The organism is Psychrobacillus sp. FSL K6-1464, from assembly GCF_038003145.1.
GTDB lineage: Bacteria > Bacillota > Bacilli > Bacillales_A > Planococcaceae > Psychrobacillus > Psychrobacillus psychrotolerans.
On sequence record NZ_JBBOOP010000001.1, the window covers coordinates 48,561 to 73,829 of the forward strand.

Here is a 25,269-nt window from a genome sequence, read left to right on the forward strand (position 1 = left end):
TTTGACAAAAATATAAATAGGTGGTAAGATAGGTATTAGTGAGGTGTATGCGAAATGACAAAAACTTTAGCTGATATTAAGAAGTCATTAGATCATCATTTAGGCAAACGTTTGCAATTAAAAGCAAACGGAGGACGTAAGAAAACAATTGAGCGTGCAGGTGTACTTAGAGAGACATATCATGCAGTATTTGTTATCGATTTAGATCAAGATGAAAACTCTTTTGAACGTGTATCTTATAGTTATGCAGATGTTTTGACTGAAGCAGTAGAAATCACTATTTTTGACGAAGCAAATAATTTAATAGTTGTAAAATGATATTTAGAACTTTTATTTTTTTATAATTTTAAAAACCCCTTTTCTATTTTATTAAATAGAAAAGGGGTTTTCTTTTGATTTGTGGACATACTAAAAAAGCTAGTTGTTCCAAAGGAGGATTCACCTATGTCTAGAAAAGGGATAATGTCTAAAGAATTAAAAGAAGAGATAGCCAAAGATCTTGGATTTTATGATGTAGTCAAAACCGAGGGCTGGGGAGGAATTAAATCACGTGATGCAGGTAATATGGTAAAACGAGCAATTGAAATGGCCGAACAGCAAGCAAGATCACCAAAGTAAATAATCATTTACCGAAATTAACGTAAAAATGCGCACGAGAAGAAACTAAAGAGCAACTAGCAAAAAGAAAAGGCGGAGCAATCCGTCTTTTCTTTTAATGTATAAGCACATTTAAGAGGGTTAGATCTAATGTGCTTACCCTTTTAAATGTCTATTGTGGAATCCACATTGATAGAAGAAGTAAGTAATCTCATAGATTATAAATAAGCTTCACTTCCCTTCTGCTCCTTCCCTATGTTCTATCAAAGAAGAGAAGCTTAATCTCACTTCCGTATTCCTTATACACTGTGTTAAAATAGGGGACAACATATTTGGGGGAAGGAGCAGATGGAATGTATTACGTAAAAGCACCTGCTAAAATAAACTTAACATTAGATGTATTACATAAGCGTCCAGATGGTTACCATGAAGTTGAAATGATAATGACTACTGTGGATTTAGCAGACCGTATAGGACTAGAGGTAAGAGAAGATGGAGCAATACATATATTATCAGTAGATCGCTTTGTTCCAAACGATCATCGGAATCTAGCATATCAAGCTGCAAAGATTCTAAAAGAAACCTATCGAGTGAAAAAGGGAGTTTCTATAACAATCGAAAAGAATATACCTGTAGCCGCTGGTCTAGCGGGTGGTAGTAGTGATGCAGCTGCCACTTTAAAAGGGCTCAATATTATTTGGGAATTAGGTCTTTCCCTGGACGAGCTTGCTCAAATTGGCACCAAAATAGGTTCAGATGTGCCGTTTTGTGTGTATGGAGGTACTGCTTTAGCTACCGGAAGAGGAGAGCGAATACAAGAACTTCCTTCGCCTGCTAATTGCTGGATCATTCTTGCTAAGCCGACGCTAGGGGTATCTACTGCAGATATTTACGGTAATTTAAAAGTAAATGAAATAAAACATCCGAATACTACTAAAATGATAGAATCTATTCATCAAAAAGACTTTGATCTAATGTGCTCTTCCGTCGGAAATGTATTGGAGGATGTAACACTCAAGCTATATCCAGAGGTTGCTGTTTTAAAAGAGCAAATGAAAAGATTTGGAGCGGACGCTGTATTAATGAGTGGAAGTGGTCCAACTGTATTTGGAATAGTTGATCATGAGACTAGAGTCCAGAGAATATATAATGGTCTTCGCGGATTTTGCGATGAAGTATATGCAGTTCGATTAATGGGAGATCGGGAACCGCTTGCTTAAAACCGGATGTTTGTGTTAAGTTTTCTATAAAACATTCGTCTTTGGAGGTGATAGTATGAAATGGAAAAGAAGTGAACGGCTTGTAGATATGACTCAATATCTTATGGAGCATCCACATAAATTAATCCCTTTGACATTCTTTGCTAATTTATATCAATCTGCTAAGTCTTCTATAAGTGAAGATTTAACCATTGTAAAAGAAACATTTGAAGCGAGAGGTAGAGGCTTGCTTGTCACTGTTCCTGGAGCGGCAGGTGGAGTCAAGTTTATCCCAACAGTAGCAGAAGAAGATGTGCTAGAAATAGCAGAAGATTTGATGACACAACTTTCTAAAGTGGATCGGTTGTTACCGGGTGGTTATTTATATATGACGGACCTGTTAGGAAACCCGTCACTCATGAATAAGATCGGTAAAGTATTCGCATCTGCATTTGCGAATTCGAAAATTGATGCCATCATGACGGTAGCTACTAAAGGTATTCCAATTGCACATGCTATAGCAAGACATTTAAATGTACCTGTAGTCATTGTACGAAGAGATAGTAAAGTAACAGAGGGTCCAACGGTAAGTATTAATTATGTATCTGGCTCAGCACGACGTATTCAAACAATGGTTCTTTCTAAAAGAAGTATGGAAAAAGGGCGACGTGTATTAATCACGGATGACTTCATGAAAGTCGGAGGAACGATTAATGGCATGAAGAGCTTGCTAGAGGAATTCAATTGTGAGTTAGCTGGTATAGCTGTACTAGTAGAGGCAGAGCATCAAGGGGAACAATTAGTTGATGATTATTTATCTCTAGTAAAGCTTCACGAGGTAAATGAAAAAGATGGAACAATTGCTTTAACACAAGGAAATTACTTTGAGAAAGGTGGCAAATTAAATGAAAGCAGTATCAACAACTAATGCACCTGCAGCGATCGGTCCATATGTACAAGGGATGGTTGTGAATGGAATGTTTTACAGTTCAGGTCAAATTCCGTTAACATCTGCAGGAGAAGTGGTAGAGGGCTCTATTACAGAGCAAACAGCTCAAGTATTTGCTAATTTAGAGGCAGTTTTAACAGAAGCAGGCTCTTCCTTGTCTCAAGTAGTAAAGACGCTTGTCTTTTTAAAAGATATGAATGATTTTGCGGAATTTAACGAAGCTTATGAGAAGCATTTTAACGGTCACAAGCCTGCACGTTCTGCGGTAGAAGTTGCGAGACTACCAAAAGACGTAAAGGTAGAAATAGAAGTAATTGCAGTAGTATAAAAGTAGATGAAAGGTGTTTCCTCGGAAACGCCTTTTTTGATATAGGAAAACACCATAATATTACTGAAAAAGGGATGCTAGTTGGTTGTGACGATAGTCGCATCCAACTAGCATCCCTAAGTTCTATTTCGAAATGGTTGTCTAAAGTACCTCGAAAAAGGGGATAAACTGGTTTCGCTCTAATAAGAATGAACAATTAGATGACTGTTATTCCGTTCAGGTAGATTCTTTCCTTGAGAGGTGCCTAAGTCTCTTCGATTTGCTGCGGATTCTTTGCTTAACGCTTTTTTCACTTCTGAATTTTTCTTACTGGTTTGATTATAATCCCCATTTGTATCGTTTTAGAATTAATAATTTAAAATATTTAAAATATTTCTTGTAAAAAGAAGGAATTCAGAAGTTTTTGTGGAATAACAAATGAAAGAGATATTTGCAACTTTGAAAAAGGGTGGTGAGAGAATGGAAGTAACAGACGTAAGATTACGAAAAGTGACTACTGATGGTCGTATGAGGGCTATCGCTTCCATTACACTGGACAATGAGTTCGTTGTCCATGATATTCGTGTAATAGATGGAAATAATGGTTTGTTTGTAGCAATGCCAAGCAAAAGGACAACAGAAGGTGAGTTTAGAGATATTGCTCACCCTATTAACGTAGGAACACGTACAAAAATTCAAGATGCTATTCTTTATGCCTATCATTTAAGTAATGAAGTAGAAGAAAAAGTTGGAGAGCCAACTGTATAAGGGCAAATAAAACCATTTCTCTGAGAGATGGTTTTTTTATGTCGATTTCTCAAACATTAGCAAAACTAGTATAGATTAGTCGATTCTTTAAGAAATTCAAATATATTACTTGTTTTGTCATGTATTTGTCAAGAGATATTTCCTTGAAATCTTGCTTCATTTCGGCTATAGTCAAAAGAGTAAATTAGCCCACTGGAGGGAACTTGAAAAATGACAAATACTTATGCGGTTGTATTAGCAGCTGGTAAAGGTACACGTATGAAGTCTAGTTTATATAAAGTATTACATCCTGTATGTGGGAAGCCAATGGTAGAACATGTAGTAACAAACATGGAACTACTAGGTGTAAAAAAAATCGTCACAATCGTAGGGCACGGAGCAGAAGAAGTACAACGTCGACTAGGCGAAAGAAGTGAATATGCTTTACAAGAAGAACAGTTAGGAACTGCTCATGCAGTCTTACAGGCAGAAGAAGTGTTAAAGAACTTATCTGGAACAACTATTGTTATCTGTGGTGATACGCCACTAATTACAGCAAAAACAATGAGTGATTTGTTGGAGCATCATAAATCTACAGGAGCAAAAGCAACAATTTTAACAGCTATTGCAGAAAATCCAACAGGTTACGGTAGAGTTATTCGTTCTGTAGATGGGAATGTTCAAAGTATTGTAGAGCAAAAAGATGCTTCAGCAGAGGAACAACTTGTACGTGAGATTAACTCGGGAACATATTGTTTTGACAATGAAGCACTATTTAAATCATTAAAGCTAGTTAATAATAATAATTCTCAAGGCGAATACTATTTGCCGGATGTCATAGAAATCTTACAAAAAGAAAACGAAATCATCTCAGCGTATGCGGCAGATGAATTTGAAGAAATATTAGGCGTGAATGATCGCATCGCATTATCTCAAGCAGAAGAGACTATGCGTTTACGTATTGCCCAACACCATATGCGTGAAGGGGTTACAATCATCGATCCTAGAAATACATATATCAGCAGTGAAGCTATAATTGGACCAGACACTGTCATTCAACCTGGAGTTATCATTGAAGGTAAAACAACCATTGGCATGAACTGTACGGTTGGTCCGAATAGCCATATAGTATCAAGTACAATAGGTGATGAAACGACAATACATTCGTCAGTGGTATTATCCAGCGAAGTTGGGGACCATACCTCTATCGGTCCGTTTGCTCATATTCGACCGCAATCAGATGTCGGCAATGACGTGAAGATTGGTAACTTTGTTGAAGTGAAAAAGTCAACAGTAGGAAACGGAAGTAAAATCTCTCATTTAAGTTATATGGGTGACGCTTCAATTGGAACTAATGTTAATGTGGGTTGTGGAACAATTACAGTGAATTATGATGGAAAAAATAAATTTACCACAACAATTGAAGATGATGCATTTGTTGGATGTAATTCAAACTTAATAGCACCAGTGACTATTGGAAAAAAAGCTTATGTTGCAGCGGGTTCCACTATTACAAAGGATGTACCTGGTGAAGCACTTGCAATTGGAAGAGCACGACAAGAGAACAAAGATGGCTATGTGAACAAACTAAACATAAAATAACCCATTATCCAGGAGGACAATCATGCCAGAACAATATGCAAATTCGAAGTTGAAAATTTTCACACTAAATTCCAATAGGGAATTAGCGGAAGAAATCGCAAAAGAAGTAGGAGTACCTCTAGGTAAAAGTACAGTTACTAGATTTAGTGATGGTGAAGTACAAATCAATATCGAAGAAAGTATTCGTGGATGCGATGTATTCATTGTTCAGTCAACTTCAGGTCCTGTAAACGAACATATTATGGAACTATTAATAATGCTTGATGCTCTAAAACGTGCTTCAGCTCGTACAATTAGTGTAGTGATTCCATATTACGGATATGCACGTCAAGACAGAAAAGCACGTGCTCGTGAACCAATCACTGCTAAACTTGTAGCGGATCTATTAACAACTGCAGGTGCAACTCGTGCAATTGTACTTGATTTACATGCTCCACAAATCCAAGGATTCTTTAATATTCCAATTGATCATCTAGTTGCAGCACCAATTTTATCTGACTACTTCCTAGGTAAAAACTTTGACCCGGCAGAATTGGTAATCGTGTCTCCTGATCACGGTGGTGTTACTCGTGCTCGTAAGATGGCAGATCGCCTTAAAGCACCAATTGCTATTATTGATAAACGTCGTCCTCGTCCGAATGTGGCAGAGGTTATGAATATCGTAGGTAATGTTGAAGGGAAAACGGCTATTCTAATAGACGATATTATTGATACAGCTGGAACTATCTCTATTGCAGCAGCAGCATTGATGGAAAGTGGAGCGAAAGAAGTTTATGCTTGCTGTACGCATCCAGTATTATCAGGTCCTGCTATTGAACGTATAGATAACTCAGTTATTAAAGAACTAGTTATTACAAACTCAATCCAATTAGCGGATGATAAAATGTCACCGAAGATTAAAGAATTGTCAGTTGCTAAATTACTGGGCGATGCAATTGTACGTGTTTTCGAACAAAAGTCAGTTAGTACATTGTTTGATTAATTTCTAAAATGTTTGAACTTTCCTGAAGATGGGTATTTATATTTATAGAACGCAATTCAGGAGGATGAAGAATATTATGAGTACAGTAGTGAAAACACAAAAACGAGATAAAAAAGAAAATGCAAAACTTCGAAATAGTGGGTTTATACCTGCAATAGTATACGGTTATGAAGTGGAATCTCAGTCTATCGCTGTTAGTGAAAAGGACTTTACAAAAACACTTCGTGAAGTTGGTCGTAATGGTGTCATGAAATTAGACATTGATGGTAAATCAGTAAACGTTGTATTGAGTGACTATCAGACGAATATTCTAAAAGGGCAAATGATACATGCCGACTTTTTAGCGATCAACATGAAAGAAGAGTTAGAAGTAAATGTTGCAGTTAATGTTACTGGAACTTCCGTTGGTGTTTCTGAAGGTGGTATGCTTCAACAGCCAAATCGCGAACTTACAGTTACAGTGAAACCTTCAGATATTCCAGATAGTATTGATATAGATGTATCTGGAATGGCTATCGGGGATACATTGACCGTAGCAGATATTAGAGAAAAAGTGGATTATCCAATTACAAACGAAGATGACTATACATTGGTTACAGTATCGGCACCTCGAGTAGAAGAGGAAACAGAGGATACTGAGGAAGAGCCAGAAACACCAACAACAACAACAGAAGAATAATAAAACAAAAGAGGTTGTCTTTAGGCAACCTCTTTTGTTTTATATATGGTAAAATTAATTAAAACTTGTAATAAGGGAATGGAACGAATGAAAATTATCGTTGGTCTTGGAAATCCAGGGAAACAATATGAGGCTACGCGTCACAATATTGGTTTCCATGTAATCGATGAACTTTCTAAGAGATTAGATATACCACTTACACAGTCTAAATTTAATGGGATGTACGGTATTGGGCATGTTGGTACTGAAAAAATTATGCTTTTAAAACCATTAACGTATATGAATCTATCTGGGGAATGTATTGTACCAATGATGGATTACTATGAAGTAAATGATGATGAAATAGTTGTTATTTATGATGATTTAGACTTACAGGTAGGGAAATTACGACTTCGACAAAAAGGTAGTGCTGGTGGACACAATGGTATTAAGTCAATTATCCAACACTTAGGCTCACAGGAATTCAACCGCATTCGAATTGGTGTAGACCGCCCTAAAAATGGTATGAAAGTTCCGGACTATGTGTTATCAAATTTTAGTGAAGATGAAAAAATAGAAATGATACATGCTGTAAAGAATAGTGCAAATGCATGTGAAGATTGGGTAACGAAAAAATTTCTAGATGTAATGAATACATACAATGGTGCATAAAAAGTAAAGAAAAAGCCTATACTTCCTAAAAAGGAGGTTTTATGGCTATGCCAATTCGTTATAAATGTCGCCATTGTGAAACAGAAATTGGGCAGTTGCCATTCGATCACATAGATGACCAGTTTCTACAAAAACACGAGCTTACACAAGAAGATCAACATATATACATTAAAAATGGAGCAGAGGGCGAATACACTGTGCAGTGTATTTGTGAAGAGTGCCAGGAGTCCCTTCAAAAGTTCCCAAATTACTATGCGTTAAAAAAATGGATACAGTAGATGCTTTGGCACGAATTTCGTGCACAAAGCCTTTTTCTATTTAGATTGGAGGTATACAGATGGAACCTTTAAGTAACTTATTGATGGAAGACACACAAATACAAAAGCTAGTAAAAGAATTAGAGAGTGGTAGAGACCAACAGTTATTAACCGGTCTTACTCCTAGTGCTAGAGCTGTCTTTACTAATATGCTTTATAACACAAGGCAGGGAGCTATACTAATCGTAACGCCTAACCTTTTGCATGCTCAAAAACTAACAGAGGATCTAGTAAAACTAATTGGGGAGGACCATGTACGTTTATATCCTGCGGATGAGTTAATTGCAGCTGATATATCTGTTGCCAGTCCAGAACTTCGTGCACAAAGACTAGAAGCAATAGATCATATGTTAACACATGATAAAGGTGTTTATATCGTTCCTATTGCGGGGTTAAAAAAACATATGCCCTCCAAAAAAGATTGGCAAGCTAGTAGCATATCGATTGCAGAAGGGGAAGAGATCAGTTTAGATTCCTTTTTACAAAGGCTTGTAAATATGGGATATGTACGCCAGTCTATGGTGACAGCACCTGGAGAGTTCGCATTACGCGGCGGAATAATCGATATTTATCCACTATATCTAGAAAATCCTATTCGTATAGAACTATTTGATACAGAAGTGGATTCTATTCGCACCTTTTCTGCAGAAGACCAACGCTCGTTGGAAAAACGAAAAGATATACGAATTTTACCCGCTACAGAATTTGTGTTAACTGAAGAGAAAAAAATGCTGTTAGCAGAGAAATTAGAAGAGGCATTAGCCGAAAGTCTAGAAAAAGTTAAAATACCAGAAGTAAGGGATCTCTTCTACCAAAATATTCAGCAAGATATTGAGTTGTTAAAGCAAGGCGAACAACCGCAAGAGTATATGAAATATGTTTCCTTGCTGGAAGAGACTAGTAGTTTTTTAGGGAACTACTTTAACAAAAATGGAACCGTTTTATTTGATGAGCTTGGAAGAATTCAAGAAGTAACAGAGACTTTAGAAAGAGAGGAAAATGATTGGATTCTTTCATTATTAGAAGAAGGTAAAACTGTACACCGTGTAAAACCCTCTTTTAATCTAAAAGAAATCATCCAGATGTTTTCTAACGAAAAGCTATACTTTTCATTATTCTCTCGTACTTTTTCAGGAATTTCGATTAAAAAGAATATTAGTTTCTCTTGTAAGCCAATGCAAAACTTCCATGGACAAATGCATTTATTGAAGAATGAAATCGAGCGATTTACGCAAGGAAAGTTTCGCTTGTTTATACTAGCGGATGGGAAAGATCGCATCCAAAAAATACATGAAGTGTTAGAAGATTATGAGATTCCCTCACAACTGGGTGCTTCAGCCAATGATATGATGTCACCTGGTATTTTTATCATAGAGGGAGATTTAGAAGCTGGTTTTGAACTTCCATTACAAAGAATAGCTGTTATTACCGACTCTGAGTTGTTTAAACAAAAGCATAAGAAAAAAACGAGAGCTCAAAAGGTAACGAATGCGGAGCGTATAAAAAGTTACTCCGAGATAAAACCAGGAGATAACGTTGTACATATACATCATGGTATTGGGAAATATATTGGAATCGAAACATTGCATGTTAATGGAGTTCACAAAGATTATCTTCATATTCGTTATCGTGGAGAGGATAAATTATTTGTTCCTGTTGATCAAATAGATCTTATTCAAAAGTATGTGGCATCTGGTGAAAAAGATCCAAAACTTCATAAGCTAGGCGGAGCAGATTGGAAGAAGACCAAAACAAAGGTATCAGCAGCAGTTCAAGATATTGCGGATGAGTTAATAAAGCTTTATGCAAAACGGGAAGCAGAAGTAGGTTATGCATTTGAACCAGATAGCGATATGCAGCAGTCCTTTGAAGCAGCGTTTCCTTATGAGGAAACGGAGGATCAGCTTCGTACTATAATAGAAGTGAAAAAGGATATGGAAAAACCTAGACCAATGGATCGTCTAGTCTGTGGAGATGTAGGTTATGGAAAAACGGAAGTTGCCATCAGAGCAGCATTTAAAGCCGTCATGGAAGGTAAACAAGTAGCCTTTCTCTGCCCAACAACTATATTGGCCCAACAGCATTATGAGACTATGTTAGAACGTTTTCAAGATTTTCCGATTGAAGTTGGTCTACTAAGCCGCTTCCGCAACAAAAAACAACAAACTGAAACAATTAGTGGGTTGAAAAAAGGACTAGTAGATGTAGTGGTAGGTACACATAGAATTCTATCCAAAGACGTGGAGTATCACGACCTAGGTCTTTTAGTAGTGGATGAGGAACAACGATTTGGAGTTAAACATAAAGAACGGATTAAACAAATGAAGACCAATGTAGATGTCATGACGTTAACAGCTACACCTATACCTCGTACATTACATATGTCGATGATTGGAGTACGTGATCTGTCTGTCATTGAAACTCCCCCTAAAAACCGTTTCCCGGTTCAAACCTATGTGATGGAGCAAAATAGTGGGCTAGTCCGTGAATCAATTGAAAGAGAACTTGCTCGCGGGGGACAGGCATTTTATCTATACAATCGAGTGGAAGATATTACGAGAAAAGTCGATGAAATACAAATGTTAGTTCCAACTGCAAGGGTAGGATTTGCACATGGACAAATGAGTGAAACGGAATTAGAGTCCGTTATCATTAGCTTTATAGAGGGAGAATACGATGTTTTAGTTACTACGACCATTATCGAAACAGGTATCGATATCCCAAATGTAAATACACTTATTATTCAAGACGCTGATAAAATGGGACTTTCCCAATTATATCAACTACGTGGTCGGGTAGGACGATCTAATCGTGTTGCTTATGCTTATTTAATGCATCAAAGAGATAAAGTTTTGACGGATGTCGCAGAAAAACGATTGCAGGCTGTAAAAGAATTTACAGAGCTTGGTTCTGGCTTTAAAATTGCAATGCGTGATCTATCTATCCGGGGTGCCGGAAACCTATTGGGCTCTCAACAGCATGGATTTATTGACTCAGTTGGGTTTGACCTTTATACACAAATGTTAGAAGAAGCTATTGCGGAAAAACGTACTGGTATTAAAAAAGAAGATATACCAGATATGGAAATTGTCCTATCTACGGATGCTTATATATCCGATGAATATATTCCTGATGGATACCAAAAGATCCAAATGTATAAACGTGTTAAAGCAATGGAAAAAGAAGAGGAATATTTTGATCTCCTAGATGAATTCCAAGACCGGTTCGGGGATATACCTCTCGAAGCAGAAAAATTACTTCGTATAGCCCGTATGAAAATTTGGGGCATAGAAGTAGGAGTAGAATCTATTAAGGAAGTAAACAAAGTTATATCAATTTCTATAAGTGCAGAAGGAACAAGGGATATTAATGGAGCGAAACTGGTAGAAGAATCTATGAAGTATGGACGTGCGGTTGGTTTTAATATGGATAACGGTAGTTTAGTACTGACAATTGATGAACGTAAAACAGGTAAATTTAATCCATTTGATGTATTGGAAGAAATGATGAGACTTTTGCCTGAATCTAAAAAAGAAATAGCAGACGTTAAATAGGTCTTTGCATATTTTTGGCTAACATGATGCATACTATGGCAGAAATGAACTTTAGTTTCCAATCTGTCGAAAGTGAGGCATATTACATGAAAGCAACAGGCATCGTACGTCGTATTGATGATTTAGGTAGAGTAGTAATTCCCAAAGAGATACGTCGAACCCTTCGAATCCGAGAAGGAGATCCATTGGAAATTTTCACGGATAGAGAAGGAGAAATAATCTTAAAAAAATATTCACCTATTAGTGAGCTTGGAGATTTTGCGAAAGAATACGCGGAAACCTTATATGAAACTTTAGGTACTCCGGTATTAATATGTGACCGTGACGAAATGATTGCAGCAGCGGGACTCTCAAAGAAGGATTATTTGAATCGTAGGTTAAGTCCTGGGATTGAAGACATTATAGGTCTGCGCTCCATCGTAATGGAGAAACATGAAAACTCAGTTGAGTGGATTCCTGGAGTAGTTGAAACTGTAAAATCATATTGTATTGCCCCTATTATTGCTTCGGGAGATCCAATTGGAGCTGTACTCATTATTTCAAAAGTACATTTTATAGGCGAAGCTGAACTAAAAGCAATTGAAACTGCAGCAAACTTTTTGGCAAAACAAATGGAAAGTTAATAAAATCTTCCTCTTCTACAAAAGAGGAAGATTTTTTTTGTTATACTATTCCTATCGTATTATGGGAGTAGGATTGGTTATGAGTAATGACTGGAATATGAAAACTTATATGAAGGGTGCAGCTATGCTGACGATTGCTGCTATTATCGTCAAGTTACTAAGTGCGGTTTATCGGGTGCCTTTTCAAAATTTAGTAGGTGATGAAGGATTTTATATATACCAACAAGTGTATCCATTCATTGGCATTATCACTACTTGGACATCGTTTGGTTTCGCAGTTGCGCTGTCTAAAATACTATCGGATTATAAAGCGCTTGGAAAAGAGTATGCTATTCCAAGGATAAAAAAAATTACTTTTTATTATATCGGATTTATTTCTATTTTATTTTTTATTTTATTGTTTATGGGAGCTGGATTCTTAGCTGAAGCTATGGGTGATGCAAATCTTGCGCAGTTATTAAAAGCTGGTTCTTTCGTCATTTTACTAATGCCCATGCTTGCTGTATTAAAAGGGGATTTTCAATCGGATGGGCGCATGCAGCCAGTGGCTTATGCACAGGTGTTGGAACAGGCAGTGCGCGTTTTTGTCATATTATTTGGTACTTGGATTATCGTGTCTACAAGTTTTGATCTATATAAGGCGGGAAGTATGGCTATGTATGGTGCAGTGGCAGGTGAATTAGCTGGCGTCGTACTACTATCCTTTATTTATTGGAAATCGATGAAACATACAAAGACTGAAAAGGCTCAACAAAATGTACCTGTGTGGCCAATTATAAAGAACTTAACGCTACTGAGCTTAAGTGCTAGTATAAGTGCACTATTATTCTTACTGTTTCAGCTAGTCGATTCATTTACAGTCTTTCAAGTCCTGATGGAAAGTGGTATGGAAAGACAACAGGCAATGGAGAAAAAAGGCGTCTATGACCGAGGACAACCACTTGTCCAATTAGGTATTGTCATAGCATCTACGCTTTCTTTAGCAATCGTTCCTCTGGTAGCGCACCGGATGGGTAAAAACTCGGGAAGAACAGCAGTGCCTTTCATGCAACTAACATACCGAGTAGCATTTACTTTTGGAATTGCGGCAGCTCTAGGGCTAATTGTTGTTCTTCCATATGTAAATGAGATGCTATTTCAAACAAAAGAGGAATCTATGACGTTAATGGTTTTTTCTTTTCAAATTGTATGGATGTCTTTAATACTTACATTAATGGCAATGTTACAGGGCAGTGGAATGGTGAAGATACCTACGTTTTTCTTGCTGCTTGGAGTTTTGTGTAAGTGGTTGTTAAATAGTTTGCTGGTCCCCACTTATGGAGTATTAGGAGCAGCTATCTCAGGTAATGTAAGTTTAGCGATTATCTATGTGTTGATGTGTTATTATTTTAAAAAGACTTGGAATGTCCAATTTGCTCCTGCAGTTTTCTATAAAGGGATTACAAAAGCCTCCCTATTAATGATCGTGTGTGTTGTTGTTTATGTAGTATTGGCTGATGCCGTGTTATTTGATAATCTTTCTAGTAGAATACAATCGGTTGTCATTTCGTTAACTGCAGTTATGTTGGGTGCGGCAATTTTTTTAGTAAGTATAGCAAAAGATCGTGTGATAGCAGAGAAAGAGTGGTTTTTATTGCCATTTGGTAGACGAATGGCGACTTTTCAGCTTTGGTTAAATAAAGAAAAGTAAGGTTGTGAGTAATATGAATGAAATTACGATTATTGGTCTTGGAGCGGGTGACCTAGATCAGCTGCCATTAGGTATATATAAAAAGTTAAAAACGGCCGAGTACTTGTATGTTCGGACGGAGCAGCACCCAGTTTTAGAAGAGCTAAAAGCAGAAGGACTTTCCTTCACTAGTTTCGATACAGTGTACGAAAATAATGATCAATTCGAAGGTGTCTATGAAGAAATTGTAAAACGGCTTCTAGAATTGGCACAAGAGCAATCAGTTATATATGCAGTACCTGGACATCCATTAGTTGCCGAACAAACAGTTCAGCTCTTAATTGAAGCGGAAAAACAAGGGAAAATTAAAATCCGTATAGAAGGTGGACAAAGTTTTCTAGACCCCATTTTTGGCGCTTTACGGATTGATCCCATTGAAGGGTTTCAATTACTAGACGGAACAAGCTTTAAGCGTGATGAAGTTCAAATGAATGCACATGTGCTAATTGGACAAGTATATGATGCATTTAGTGCTTCCGAAGTAAAGCTAACTCTAATGGAAAAGTATCCTGACGACTATGAGGTAACGATTGTAACTGCTGCAGGGACTGCTACAGAAAGTTTAACGAAGGTCCCCTTATTTGAACTGGACCGAGTGATGAAGTTAGATAATCTTACTACATTATACGTTCCGCCAATCTATAAAAAAGAAGATCGCTTAAAAGAGTGGCAAACACTTCGTCAAATTGTTTCTGAACTAAGGGGTCCTAACGGGTGTCCGTGGGATAAGGAACAAACACATACAACCTTAAAGAAATACGCTGTAGAAGAGGTGTATGAGCTTCTACAGGCGATTGACGAGGAAGACGATGATCATATTGTAGAAGAATTAGGCGACGTTCTGTTACAAGTGTTTTTACATGCACAAATAGGAGAAGATAACGGATATTTTAGTATGGAAGACGTATTAAACGCTATTTCTGACAAAATGATTCGTAGACACCCTCATGTATTTGGTGAAGTAACAGTAGATAGCACTGAAGACGTTCTCCGTAATTGGCAACAAATAAAGGCAGAAGAAAAAAGAGATTCTGGTGATTCTTTATTAGAAGGAGAAATGCGAGCGGACTCTTCCTTGCTTACTTCTTTTAATTATCAAAAGAAAGTTGCGAAGGTTGGTTTTGACTGGCCAGACGTTTCAGGGGCTTGGGAAAAGTTTGAGGAAGAGCTCGGCGAATGGAAGAAAGAATTAGCGGAGGGTACAAAAGATTCACAAGTAGATGAATTAGGTGATTTGCTATTTACTATTGTAAATTTAGCGCGTTTTTATAGTTTATCTCCCGAGCAGGCAATGATTCAGGCTAATAAAAAGTTTAAAAGCAGATTCCAATTTATAGAGAGAAGTGTGAAGAGTGGAAAAGGAGACTTTTCTCACTATACTTTAGAAGAGCTAGATCTCTTTTGGAAAGAAGCTAAAAAATTAGAGGGGCAGTGACGAAATGAGATTAGATAAATACTTAAAGGTTTCCAGACTTATCAAGCGTAGAACATTAGCAAAAGAAGTAGCGGACCAAGGTAGAATAACGATTAATGGCAAAGTAGCAAAAGCAAGCGCAGATGTAAAAGCTGGGGATGAATTGTCCATTAGATTTGGTCAAAAAGTAGTAACTGCAACGGTAGATGCGGTTAGAGATTCTGCGAAAAAAGAAGAGGCATCATTGATGTTTACAATTATAAAAGAAGAGAGATTAGAAAAAGTAGATCCAGAATTTATTGATGATGAAGATTAGTTAGATATTTTACGTCTAAAACTGTTTCTGTAGTATTCGAATGGCTTTGGACTGGCGGGTCGCTTCATTATTACCGAGTGAATTTTTAAAGAGGTGGTTGTGACAGAAGTCACAACCACCTCTTTTTCTATCGAAAATTTTATGGCTTTTGTCTGTCCGCCATCCTTCTATAACTCTTAGAAACAGGTTAGTGCATTTTGAGATAACTAGAGATAAAATACTTTCCTACTTAAAGAGGAAGCTCATGAAGATACAATTTCGCGAGTTACTTCGCTTCTCTATTGGCTATATACTTACCATTTCTCTAGATTTCCACTAGATAATAGAAAATCTACTTTCTTCATCCTTCATGATGAAATAGTATCTCTAATTTTATAGTAACGTACTACTCACATAATTGATTGTAGTGAAAGGTGGCGACTCCGGCGGGATGAGTGAGTCAGATGAGATATCAAAACGACGCGTTAGCGACGGTGATAGCTCATCGCTCACCCCTCGGAGGCCAACAGGATGTTGGTCACGAAGGCGTTGCCACACGAGTGGCGCTCTTAGCCTTTGAACTCCACCTGTAACGGAAATCAGTAGTATTATTATTCCGTAGATCTAATTTTTTAGTATTCAGGTACTCTAGAATCTAGAGAAGTACCAAATAGAAATTAAATAGTTTCTTGTGAAAAAAAGCATGGTAGTTTGTCATGCTTTTTTTTTTGGAGCATACAATAAAATAGGACAAGAGAGGAGAGAGTATATATGCAATATCAAGCAGAAAATCAAACAATTACTATTCCATCGGGGGACCATTTGATTTCGCTTAGAAATCGTAAGCGCATGGACTTAACGTCTGTAAAATCTATTGAAAAATTTGATCAACAAGAATTTTATGTGAGAACTTCTCAAGGTATACTTCACATCAAAGGAGAAGACTTAAAAATTGTCCATCTTGATGTTGATAAAGGATTATTAACTTTGGAAGGAATCGTTCGAGCAATGCAATATGATGATGAGCAAAGTTTAGACGGAGCTAGAGGATTACTTCATAAATTATTCGGATGACACTCTCATTACAATTCTTTAGTCTATTACTAATGGTCTGTAGTGGGGTATTGGTAGGGGCAATAATCGAAGGAACGCGCTTTATAACGGAAAGTTTCCCGAGGCGTTCCTACGTTTATAAATATCGTGTAGTGCTGGAGGTATTTGTTTGGATCGCACTGGGTTTAGGCTCATTTTATATACTTTTTGATGTGCGGGATGGCGTATGGAGAATTTACGACCCATTAGCACAAATAGTAGGTATTCTCTTATACGATCAATTATTTCAGCCAGTGTTTCGTTTAACAGGTAGAATTATCTTGCGTTTGATCTTCCAACCAATTTGGTGGATAATTCATTTCATTTGGATAGTTATTAATAAAGTTATTCATCTTATTTGGATGCTCATCTCCTTCATCTTAAAACCATTTCAATATATATTTCGAAAAACGTGGCATTTGGCCCTTCAGAAAAAGCCAAACTTCCGTTATAATAGAAAGTACACAAAAAAATTGAAATAGTTTGATAGGAGAGAGCAAAATGGGAGAGAAGCAAAGAAACATACCTACACGGAAACAAATTGCATCGATTAATACTGATTATGTTCGCTCTATCGAACGCCAAGAAAATCGGATCAAAGCAAAAAAGGTTCGTTTAGCTAGACGATTAGTATTATTTACAATTTTATCTTTTGCTTTAGTTGGATTATTAGTATCTACCCTATTGAATAGCAAAAGTGCATATGAAGAAAAACAATTACAAAAAGAGCAAGTGGCTCAGGAGTTGGAACAAGTTAAGGAAGAGCAAGAAATTCTTAAAGTGCAAATTTCAAAACTTAACGATGATGAGTACATTGGCAAACTATTAAGAAAGCAATATTTCCTTTCTGAGGAGGGTGAAATAATATTCACTTTGCCTGGAAAAGAAGAAAAATAACTTTAAAAAAACAAAAGCAAAAGAGTAGTCTTATTGACACTCTTTTTTTGTTAGCTATAATAAAGGTAGGGATTTGTACGGAAAAGCGTATAAGTTCGAAAAAAGAGTCGCTTAAATTTTAAGGAGGAGCATTTTTTTTATGTCAATTGAAGTAGGCAGCAAGGTAGAAGGTAAAGTAACAGGAATCACAAATTTCGGAGCATTCGTCGAACTACCAGGAGGCTCAACAGGTCTTGTTCACATTAGTGAAGTGGCGGACAATTATGTAAAAGATATTAATGAGCATCTGAAGGTTGGAGATGTGGTTGAAGTTAAAGTGATGAATGTTGAAGCGGATGGCAAAATCGGATTATCTATTCGAAAAGCAAAGCCTCAAGCGGAAAGACCAGAGAGACCCGAACGTCCTCAACGTCCACGTGGTGGTAATAATCGTCCAAATGATCGCGATCGTCCAATGAAAGAGAATTTTGAGCAAAAAATGACTAGATTCTTGAAGGATAGCGAAGATCGTTTGTCTACGTTGAAGCGCGCGACAGAATCTAAGCGCGGTGGCAGAGGCGCTAAAAGAGGATAATTTGCTGTCTGTTTTATAGGTAGAAAAAATGTCATATAGATGAAAAGGTGTTGGGCTATGCTAACACCTTTTTTTTGTACACAAAATAGAAGATTAAGCATATCCTTAAAGTAAGGTAACATTAAAAACATAGATATGTTTGAACTTTCAAGGAGGTTATTAGATGGATGCAATGGATGTACTAACGAATATAGAACATGTTAAAGCATATTATCAACCAATTTTTAGTGCGGACGAACATATTGTAATTGCGTATGAAGTATTAGGGAAGTTAGTCAACAAAGAGCAGCTTATAAATTTAAATACCTTTGCATATGATGAGGATATTCCGGTAGAGTATCGATTAGAAGTTGAACGTAAAATATTGCGCTTAGCTCTATCAGAGTTAATGGAAAAGACTAATGACTATGATATATACTTGCCGTGCAACGCGAATTTACTAATACTAGACTATGGAGAGAGTTACTTAGATATTATTAATGAGTTTGTCTCAGAAGACTCTCTTTCAAGAATTGTACTAGTCCTTTCAGAGCATGATTATAAAGGTGATTTTGGTAAACTTAGTAATATACTGAAATATTACCGTACTTACGGTATAAAGATAGCTATAAATCAGGTAGGTTCGGAAAGTCATATAGATTATATAAAAATGTTGTCACCAAATATATTAAAAGTAAATATAGAAAAATTGAGTTATGAGTCTTGGAGTGCGCAAAATGACTTATTTACATCCTTAGGATCGCTTGCTCGGAAGATAGGGGCTAATATGCTGTTTGAAGGGATCGATAGTGTACATCAACTTCAATTTGCTTGGAAAAATGGCGGACGATATTATCAGGGGAAATATCTAGCAACAGCTCAAGCAGATACAGTTTCAAGAGAATTGTTAAAAGATCATTTTAAAGAAAAGTTTCAGCAATTTATAACAACAGAAAAGCGATTACTTGAAGAGAAATATAATGAATTAAAAAATTTGCAGAATATGTTAGAAACAGCAATTGGACATATAAATCCAACTAGTGACAATATAGAGCAGCTTTTATTACTTGCAGAAGAGTTAAATGATTGCTCATTCCGAATATATATTTGTAATGAAGATGGATTTCAACTATCCCCTAATATTATGCAAGTCGACAAAAAGTGGACAGTGCAAGAGGATGCTGTCAACAAAAATTGGAGTTGGCGTCCATACTTCTTAAAAACAATTATAAAAATGCGTAATGACCAAAGTGGTGTATTTTCGGACATGTATAGCGACATTGAAACAGGAGAAATGATGCGTACATTCTCCATTCCACTTAACGATAGGGAATATTTGTTTATTGATATCTCATACGACTATTTATTTAAATATAATATTTTTAGGTAAACTCATAAATAATGGGGGCTAAGCTTGTGACGAAAGAGGAACTATTAAAATCTTATAATGAATATATCAATTGGCTGGATTCTTTATATATATTAGACGAAATAAGAGCAACTGCACCATATGCGAACGGAAAATGGTCCCCAAATGAAATAGTGATGCATCTTGCAGAATGGGACCGATTTACTGTGGAACAGCGCCTACCAAATATGAAAGAAGGGGAAAGGTTTGAAGGGTATCCTGATTTTGAAGCATTTAACGCAAAAGCCGCAGCCCTTGCTCATGAACAAACATTTAAAGAAACCCTTTCTTATGCCAAAAAACAACGTCAAAAAATTATCCAAAAACTTCAGCAAATTGATGAAATAGATTGGAACAAAGTTTTTTATATTGGTAATAGTGAGTGTACTGTTAGTAGTTATTTCACAGACTTTTTGGAGCATGATGCACACCATAGAAAACAAATCTCGGCTCTATGAAGGGTCTTGCATTTGTAAGGTTAAAAGGAATCTTTTTAAAGAACTTCGACAAATTGCATACTTTTCAACATAAAAAAGCAGTTCCTAAAATTCTTAGGAACTGCTTTTTGAGATGACCCCTACGGGATTCGAACCCGTGTTACCGCCGTGAAAGGGCGGTGTCTTAACCGCTTGACCAAGGGGCCGTAAAATATGGCGGCCGAGGGGATCGAACCCCCGACCTCACGGGTATGAACCGTACGCTCTAGCCAGCTGAGCTAGGCCGCCGTTTTAACGAACAAATTATATATTACAAGCGTTTTGCCAAAGTGTCAATGCTTCTTTAAGAGAATTTTAAAAAGATTAAAAGAAAGTTTGTTGCAAATATTCAAATCATTTAATTTATTAGCTGATGAAGTCGAAAAGTTATTTTAAGTTCACGTCAGAAACAGACATACTTTTTGTAGTAATACTAGGTATACTTCCATCAATAGTTGAATAGGAGGTATTCGCTTTGAAGGTTTACGAACAGGAACAAAAACGCGGTATATCGATAAGAAAGATTATGGAGGGTTTCAAAGCCAAGAGAGTAACGCTTTTCTTTTCTATCATTTTTCTACTTCTATCATTTTTTCTAGCACAAGTTGTATTGTTCGAGGCCTCGGTTCCATTTTTCCTTCCTCTTTGGGCACTGGTTAATCTGAGGTTTCAACGTTTCGTGCCTTGGACAGTTGCAGGTGCTATTCTAGGAAGCTTTACTCTCGGATTTGGACAAGTAATTATTCACGCTATGCAGGCATTATTATTTCCGTTTTATCAAAATCGATTTATTAGGAAGATCCCACTACCTTTATATGTACTAATAGATGTCGTATGTATACAAATTGTGTGGCAGTTCGTTTCTTATGGGGGAGAGATTCCAGTTTCAATCTGGCTAGCCATTGGATATGAAGGCATACTAAGTCTATTTATGACCATATTTTTGTTTCAGTTATTTCTTCCCTTTCCGGACCTATTGCACAAAAGGTGGACAGGAGAAAGAATGGGCGCTGCATTACTTATAGGAGCACTTGTCTTGACTGGAATGTCTTCGTATATATTTGGTTACGTATCGATTCCGTTAATGGCGGCTCATTTGGTCATAGCGGTATCAGCGGCAATCGGAGGAGTCCAACTGGCAACGGTAGTAGCTGTACTTTCTGGAACAATATTAAGTATTTCGAAGCTTAGCTTTAGCGGTATGATCGCTGTCTACGCGGTAACTGGCTTCTTGGCAGGACTTCATAAGCCTTTTGGGAGACTGTGGCAAGCGTTTAGTATGCTCGGTGCTACATTTTTCTTTATATTATATGATCGCACCTTACCTTTAGACTCTGTATATATAGGATCACTTGTTATTGCCTCTCTATTATTCTTTATGGTTCCTTCTGCGTGGATTAAGCAATTGAAAGATCAATTGTATCCTGATACAACAAGTGTTCTTTTAAGAAGACAAAAGTGGATGACAGAAAAAGTAAATCATCAGCTCCAAGAGTTTCAGCATTTTGTCGACTTTATCACTCGGTTTATATCGGAGAAATTTGATTCGAAGGCGCTGAGAAAGGATGAAAAAACAGTGCCACTCCCAATTTGTCGTTCATGCTTTCAATATGAAAAATGTTGGGGAGAAAAATCCAATGGTATGCCTGTATTGATAAAGGAATGGGAAGACCAACCTAAAAAGTCTAGAATGCAAACAGAGAATAGAATTCAATATAAATGCGTAAAACCAATACAAGTGATGCATGAGCTGAAGGAAAAAGAAGCTAAACAACAGCTCACGTATGAATTACAACATGGAAAGAAGATGTTTGCGCTCAAATTGAAAGACATGGGCAATCACATGAGTGGATTGATGAGCAATTTAGAAAACAATATAACTATGTATTCTTCTCATGAAGAAGTGATTAAAGAAAAGTTCCAACAAGCAAATATTCCCTTCTTCCAAATAGATGTGTTGAATATTGAGATAGGACAAATGGAGATTGTTTGTTGTTTACCAATTGAAGCAAGAGCAAAAATGGTAGGGGAACGTTTAATTGTTCCATTATTATATGACCTGTTGAACGAACCGTTTGAAATTACGGCTATGAAAGAAATCCATCACCCATACGAGCATATTCAATTAACGTGCAAATCGTCTGTTCGTTTTCAACTTACACATGATGTGTATACATCATCAAGTAAAAACACCATCTATTCGGGGGATGCCCATGCAGTATTCCCATTGCATCCAGGATTGATGGCAGTTATTTTATCAGATGGAATGGGGAATGATGTAGAGGCGCATAGAGAAAGTAGACGTGTCATGCAGTTCATGAGGGAGTGTTTAAATAAAAAAATGGATCCAGAAACAACCATGCATACACTGCACTACATGATGAGTCTACAAAATGACAATGATAGCTATGCAACTGTAGACCTTGCATTGATAGATCTGCAAAAAGGAGAATTGTGGTCTTGGAAGGCCGGAAGTATGTCGACATATCTAATTCGCGGAAATGAAATGAGAAAAATAGAAAGTAAACATGTCCCATTCGGATTCCTACCTACTTTCTCAATAGAAGCCAGAAAAATGGACATAAAAGACGGAGATGTATTGGTTATGCTATCAGACGGTGTATTCTCAGGAAACACGACTGTCGAAAAACAGGAGCAATATTATCAAAAAATACTACAAGACCCAACCATGAATGCAGAACGCTTTGTGAAAATGTTAGAACAAACTTACTCACTACCAGGAGACGACCGCACAGTTATTTTCATGCATGTAGAGCATGTAGTACCAGAATGGTCCCTATTCACACCACGCCAAACAGCCAAACACCAAGAAAGAATGGTACACTAATAGAAAAGCGAAAGGTGCCCGTAAGCCTCGACCAGCGCTGGAAGACAAACGGTAAAGGCGCACTTTGCCTTAACCGCTTGTCTGAAGCGACTCGAGAGGCTGGCACCTGTAGCTAGACAGAATAGAAAAGCGAAAGCGCCTATGTCTGCCCTGGCAGGCACTGGAAGAATTTCGTGGAAAGGCGACCTTGCCTTTCTCGAAATTCTGAAGTGACCCGAAGGGCAAGGCGCTGTAGCTAGACAGAGAAGAAAAGCGAAAGCTCCTATAGGGAAGGGTAGTCTAGGATGCACATCGTGTCCTAGACTGCATAACCCTCATCGTGCGGACCCGTAAGGTCGGGTATTCATTAGGAGAGGGACCAATAATAGAGGTGGAAAAATGCATCCTTTCATTTTAAAAGTAAAAAAATATATAGATAAGTACCAGCTAATACAAAGGGGTGATCGTCTTCTTCTAGCTTGTTCTGGAGGAGCAGACTCGGTTGCTGCAGTGCTTACCTTTCATGAACTTAAGAAGTTATATAATTTACAGCTGGGTATTGTTCATACGGATCACCAGCTTCGAGGGGCAGAGTCGGCAGAAGATATGCACTTTGTTGAAAAATTAGCTATTCGATTAGACATTTCTTTTTATGGTACTACACTGGAAGTGCCTTCTAGAGTCGAGGCAGAAGGTGGAAATGTTCAGGTGATATGCAGAGAAGAAAGGTATGCTTACTTTGATACTGTTATGAAACAAGAAAATTTTGATAAGCTAGTATTCGGTCACCATGCTGATGACCAGATAGAAACAATAATAATGTCATTGGTAAGAGGGACGTTGGCATCTTCTCTTACAGGAATACCGATAACAAGACCTTTTTCAAACGGTAGCATCATTCGTCCATTCCTATGTGTAACGAAGGATGAGATTTTGGATTATGTTCAGTTTCAAAAACAAGCATTTAGACATGACCCCAGTAACGATAAACATACATATACAAGAAATCGTTTACGCCATACTGTTGTACCTCTTTTGCGTCAAGAAAATTTACATGTGGCCGATAGTATCCGGACGTTCGTAGAAAAACAACAACAAGATGACGACTTTTTACAGACACTTGCAAAAGAGAAGTTTGACCAGCTTGTGACAGTTAAAAGTAAATCGAGCTTTTTTATGGATTCAAAGCAGTTTAGGGAAATTCCAGTTGCTTTACAAAGAAGAGTGATTCTAATACTATTAAAGTATCTGTATGATAGCTCTAGTGCGCTATTAAATAATCGCTTAATTGAATCTATTTTAACTGCTTGTAATGAGCAGGATGGGAATACAGTGATTCATTTACCAAAAGATTTTTCCCTCATACGTCATTACAGTCAAATTCAGTTTTCCTCCGCTCCCCTAAAGTCTCTACCAATTCAAAGTCAAATAATTGATGAAGACTGCTGGGTAGAAGTTGGCACTGGTTATTCGATATACTTGACTAGAAACTTAAACGAGCAGATTCCTTCCGATGAAAAGTGGTTTATCCAATTGGATAGTGATTCATTACCTCTTTCTATACGAACGAGGATAGAAGGAGATCGAATACATTTAAAAGGGATGTCTACTCCAAAAAAAGTTTCACGATTGTTTATTGATGAAAAAATTTCGAGTGAAAAACGAGAGGGTTGGCCAATACTTATATCAGCTAAAAATGATATAATGGCTGTAATAGGTCTTCGTTGCGGGCAGCAACTTGAAAAGAATAGAACTACGCAAAATTTTGTATTATACGTGAAGAGATATTAAGCCATAGGAGGATTTAACGATGTTAGAAAAGGATATTTTAGAAGTTCTGTTATCTGAGGAACAAATCAATCAAAAAACACGTGAATTGGGAGCCTTATTAACTGAAGAGTACAAGGATCAATACCCACTAGCAATTGGAATTTTAAAAGGTGCAATGCCTTTCATGTCTGATTTGATGAAACGTGTGGATACATACATTGAAATGGATTATATGGATGTATCAAGTTATGGCAATGCAACAGTTTCTTCTGGAGAGGTTAAAATCGTAAAAGATTTGAACACAAGTGTGGAAGGAAGAGATATTTTAATAATCGAAGACATAATCGATAGCGGGATGACATTAAGTTACTTAGTGGACCTTTTCAAATATCGTAAAGCAAAATCGATTAAAATTGTTACTTTGTTAGACAAACCAACTGGTAGAAAAGTAGACTTAAAAGCAGACTTTGTAGGCTTTGAAGTTCCAGATGCATTTGTGGTTGGATACGGATTAGATTATGCAGAAAAGTATCGTAACTTACCATATGTAGGTGTATTGAAGAAAGAAGTTTACAGTTTTTAGTTTTAAGCCTAGTTAAAA

The 25,269-nt window shown here is 37.0% G+C and carries 25 protein-coding genes and 2 tRNA genes; 25 read left to right on the plus strand and 2 right to left on the minus strand.

Translation table 11 applies throughout. The features are described from left to right. The first annotated feature begins 54 nt into the window (after nt 1-54). From veg to MKX39_RS00325, 22 genes are all read left to right on the plus strand, one after another. Nucleotides 55-318 (plus strand): biofilm formation stimulator Veg, encoded by a 264-nt coding sequence (veg, locus tag MKX39_RS00225; RefSeq protein ID WP_093538634.1) that lies wholly within the window; start codon nt 55-57, stop codon nt 316-318. Between the two features lie 126 nt (nt 319-444). Next, the gene (locus MKX39_RS00230; RefSeq protein ID WP_093538635.1) at nt 445-618 is read left to right on the plus strand and encodes a small, acid-soluble spore protein, alpha/beta type; all 174 of its coding nucleotides are present in this window, start codon (nt 445-447) and stop codon (nt 616-618) included. A 332-nt stretch (nt 619-950) separates the two neighbouring features. Next, complete coding sequence (gene ispE / locus MKX39_RS00235; RefSeq protein WP_340771273.1) at nt 951-1,817, plus strand: 4-(cytidine 5'-diphospho)-2-C-methyl-D-erythritol kinase; 867 nt, start codon at nt 951-953, stop codon at nt 1,815-1,817. 55 nt (nt 1,818-1,872) lie between these two features. Then, nucleotides 1,873-2,724 (plus strand): pur operon repressor, encoded by an 852-nt coding sequence (gene purR, locus MKX39_RS00240; RefSeq protein WP_093538636.1) that lies wholly within the window; start codon nt 1,873-1,875, stop codon nt 2,722-2,724. After that, nucleotides 2,702-3,073: a RidA family protein gene (locus MKX39_RS00245; RefSeq protein ID WP_093538637.1), complete on the plus strand. Its 372-nt coding sequence runs from the start codon at nt 2,702-2,704 to the stop codon at nt 3,071-3,073. The genes purR and MKX39_RS00245 overlap by 23 nt, the downstream gene beginning before the upstream one ends. 459 nt (nt 3,074-3,532) lie before the next feature. Next, complete coding sequence (spoVG, locus tag MKX39_RS00250; RefSeq protein WP_093538668.1) at nt 3,533-3,820, plus strand: septation regulator SpoVG; 288 nt, start codon at nt 3,533-3,535, stop codon at nt 3,818-3,820. Between the two features lie 210 nt (nt 3,821-4,030). Beyond that, nucleotides 4,031-5,401, plus strand: coding sequence for a bifunctional UDP-N-acetylglucosamine diphosphorylase/glucosamine-1-phosphate N-acetyltransferase GlmU (gene glmU / locus MKX39_RS00255; RefSeq protein WP_340767853.1), 1,371 nt, complete (start codon nt 4,031-4,033; stop codon nt 5,399-5,401). Between the two features lie 22 nt (nt 5,402-5,423). Then, on the plus strand, nt 5,424-6,383 hold the full coding sequence (locus tag MKX39_RS00260) for a ribose-phosphate diphosphokinase (protein WP_340767854.1): 960 nt from the start codon (nt 5,424-5,426) through the stop codon (nt 6,381-6,383). Between the two features lie 76 nt (nt 6,384-6,459). Further along, a complete protein-coding gene (locus MKX39_RS00265; protein WP_340767855.1) occupies nt 6,460-7,062 on the plus strand; it encodes a 50S ribosomal protein L25/general stress protein Ctc in 603 nt (200 codons plus the stop codon). Between the two features lie 87 nt (nt 7,063-7,149). Beyond that, on the plus strand, nt 7,150-7,713 hold the full coding sequence (pth, locus tag MKX39_RS00270; RefSeq protein WP_340764317.1) for an aminoacyl-tRNA hydrolase: 564 nt from the start codon (nt 7,150-7,152) through the stop codon (nt 7,711-7,713). Nucleotides 7,714-7,754: 41 nt separating this feature from the next. Then, nucleotides 7,755-7,991, plus strand: coding sequence for an anti-sigma-F factor Fin (locus tag MKX39_RS00275; protein ID WP_340767856.1), 237 nt, complete (start codon nt 7,755-7,757; stop codon nt 7,989-7,991). 59 nt (nt 7,992-8,050) lie between these two features. After that, entirely contained in the window at nt 8,051-11,584 is a 3,534-nt protein-coding gene (gene mfd / locus MKX39_RS00280; protein WP_340767857.1) for a transcription-repair coupling factor, read from the plus strand. Nucleotides 11,585-11,670: 86 nt separating this feature from the next. Further along, nucleotides 11,671-12,207 (plus strand): stage V sporulation protein T, encoded by a 537-nt coding sequence (gene spoVT, locus MKX39_RS00285; protein ID WP_340764319.1) that lies wholly within the window; start codon nt 11,671-11,673, stop codon nt 12,205-12,207. A gap of 79 nt (nt 12,208-12,286) precedes the next feature. Next, on the plus strand, nt 12,287-13,897 hold the full coding sequence (locus MKX39_RS00290; protein ID WP_340767858.1) for a putative polysaccharide biosynthesis protein: 1,611 nt from the start codon (nt 12,287-12,289) through the stop codon (nt 13,895-13,897). A 13-nt stretch (nt 13,898-13,910) separates the two neighbouring features. Beyond that, nucleotides 13,911-15,371 carry a nucleoside triphosphate pyrophosphohydrolase gene (mazG, locus tag MKX39_RS00295; protein WP_340767859.1) on the plus strand — a complete coding sequence of 487 codons (1,461 nt, stop codon included), beginning with the start codon at nt 13,911-13,913 and terminating at the stop codon, nt 15,369-15,371. A 4-nt stretch (nt 15,372-15,375) separates the two neighbouring features. Beyond that, nucleotides 15,376-15,666, plus strand: coding sequence for an RNA-binding S4 domain-containing protein (locus MKX39_RS00300; protein ID WP_093538643.1), 291 nt, complete (start codon nt 15,376-15,378; stop codon nt 15,664-15,666). A 750-nt stretch (nt 15,667-16,416) separates the two neighbouring features. Further along, nucleotides 16,417-16,719: a sporulation protein YabP gene (gene yabP, locus MKX39_RS00305; RefSeq protein WP_093538644.1), complete on the plus strand. Its 303-nt coding sequence runs from the start codon at nt 16,417-16,419 to the stop codon at nt 16,717-16,719. Continuing rightward, complete coding sequence (yabQ, locus tag MKX39_RS22300) at nt 16,716-17,219, plus strand: spore cortex biosynthesis protein YabQ (protein WP_340761082.1); 504 nt, start codon at nt 16,716-16,718, stop codon at nt 17,217-17,219. Before yabP ends, yabQ begins: the two co-directional genes overlap by 4 nt. A 19-nt stretch (nt 17,220-17,238) precedes the next feature. After that, the gene (locus tag MKX39_RS00310) at nt 17,239-17,634 is read left to right on the plus strand and encodes an FtsB family cell division protein (protein WP_093538646.1); all 396 of its coding nucleotides are present in this window, start codon (nt 17,239-17,241) and stop codon (nt 17,632-17,634) included. 139 nt (nt 17,635-17,773) lie between these two features. After that, nucleotides 17,774-18,208 (plus strand): S1 domain-containing RNA-binding protein, encoded by a 435-nt coding sequence (locus tag MKX39_RS00315; protein ID WP_093496479.1) that lies wholly within the window; start codon nt 17,774-17,776, stop codon nt 18,206-18,208. Between the two features lie 163 nt (nt 18,209-18,371). Further along, on the plus strand, nt 18,372-19,577 hold the full coding sequence (locus MKX39_RS00320) for an EAL-associated domain-containing protein (RefSeq protein ID WP_340767860.1): 1,206 nt from the start codon (nt 18,372-18,374) through the stop codon (nt 19,575-19,577). Nucleotides 19,578-19,603: 26 nt separating this feature from the next. Continuing rightward, nucleotides 19,604-20,053, plus strand: coding sequence for a DinB family protein (locus MKX39_RS00325; RefSeq protein WP_340767861.1), 450 nt, complete (start codon nt 19,604-19,606; stop codon nt 20,051-20,053). Between the two features lie 113 nt (nt 20,054-20,166). On the opposite strand, the gene MKX39_RS00330 is transcribed toward MKX39_RS00325, so the two are convergent. Next, nucleotides 20,167-20,238: transfer RNA gene (locus tag MKX39_RS00330), tRNA-Glu, on the minus strand. Nucleotides 20,239-20,246: 8 nt separating this feature from the next. After that, nucleotides 20,247-20,320 (minus strand) — tRNA-Met (locus tag MKX39_RS00335). A gap of 226 nt (nt 20,321-20,546) precedes the next feature. Here MKX39_RS00335 and MKX39_RS00340 point away from each other — a divergent pair. From MKX39_RS00340 to hpt, 3 genes are all read left to right on the plus strand, one after another. Next, on the plus strand, nt 20,547-22,919 hold the full coding sequence (locus tag MKX39_RS00340; protein WP_340767862.1) for a SpoIIE family protein phosphatase: 2,373 nt from the start codon (nt 20,547-20,549) through the stop codon (nt 22,917-22,919). A gap of 378 nt (nt 22,920-23,297) precedes the next feature. Beyond that, a complete protein-coding gene (gene tilS, locus MKX39_RS00345) occupies nt 23,298-24,689 on the plus strand; it encodes a tRNA lysidine(34) synthetase TilS (protein WP_340767863.1) in 1,392 nt (463 codons plus the stop codon). A 19-nt stretch (nt 24,690-24,708) separates the two neighbouring features. Continuing rightward, on the plus strand, nt 24,709-25,251 hold the full coding sequence (hpt, locus tag MKX39_RS00350) for a hypoxanthine phosphoribosyltransferase (protein ID WP_093538651.1): 543 nt from the start codon (nt 24,709-24,711) through the stop codon (nt 25,249-25,251). Nucleotides 25,252-25,269: the final 18 nt, after the last annotated feature.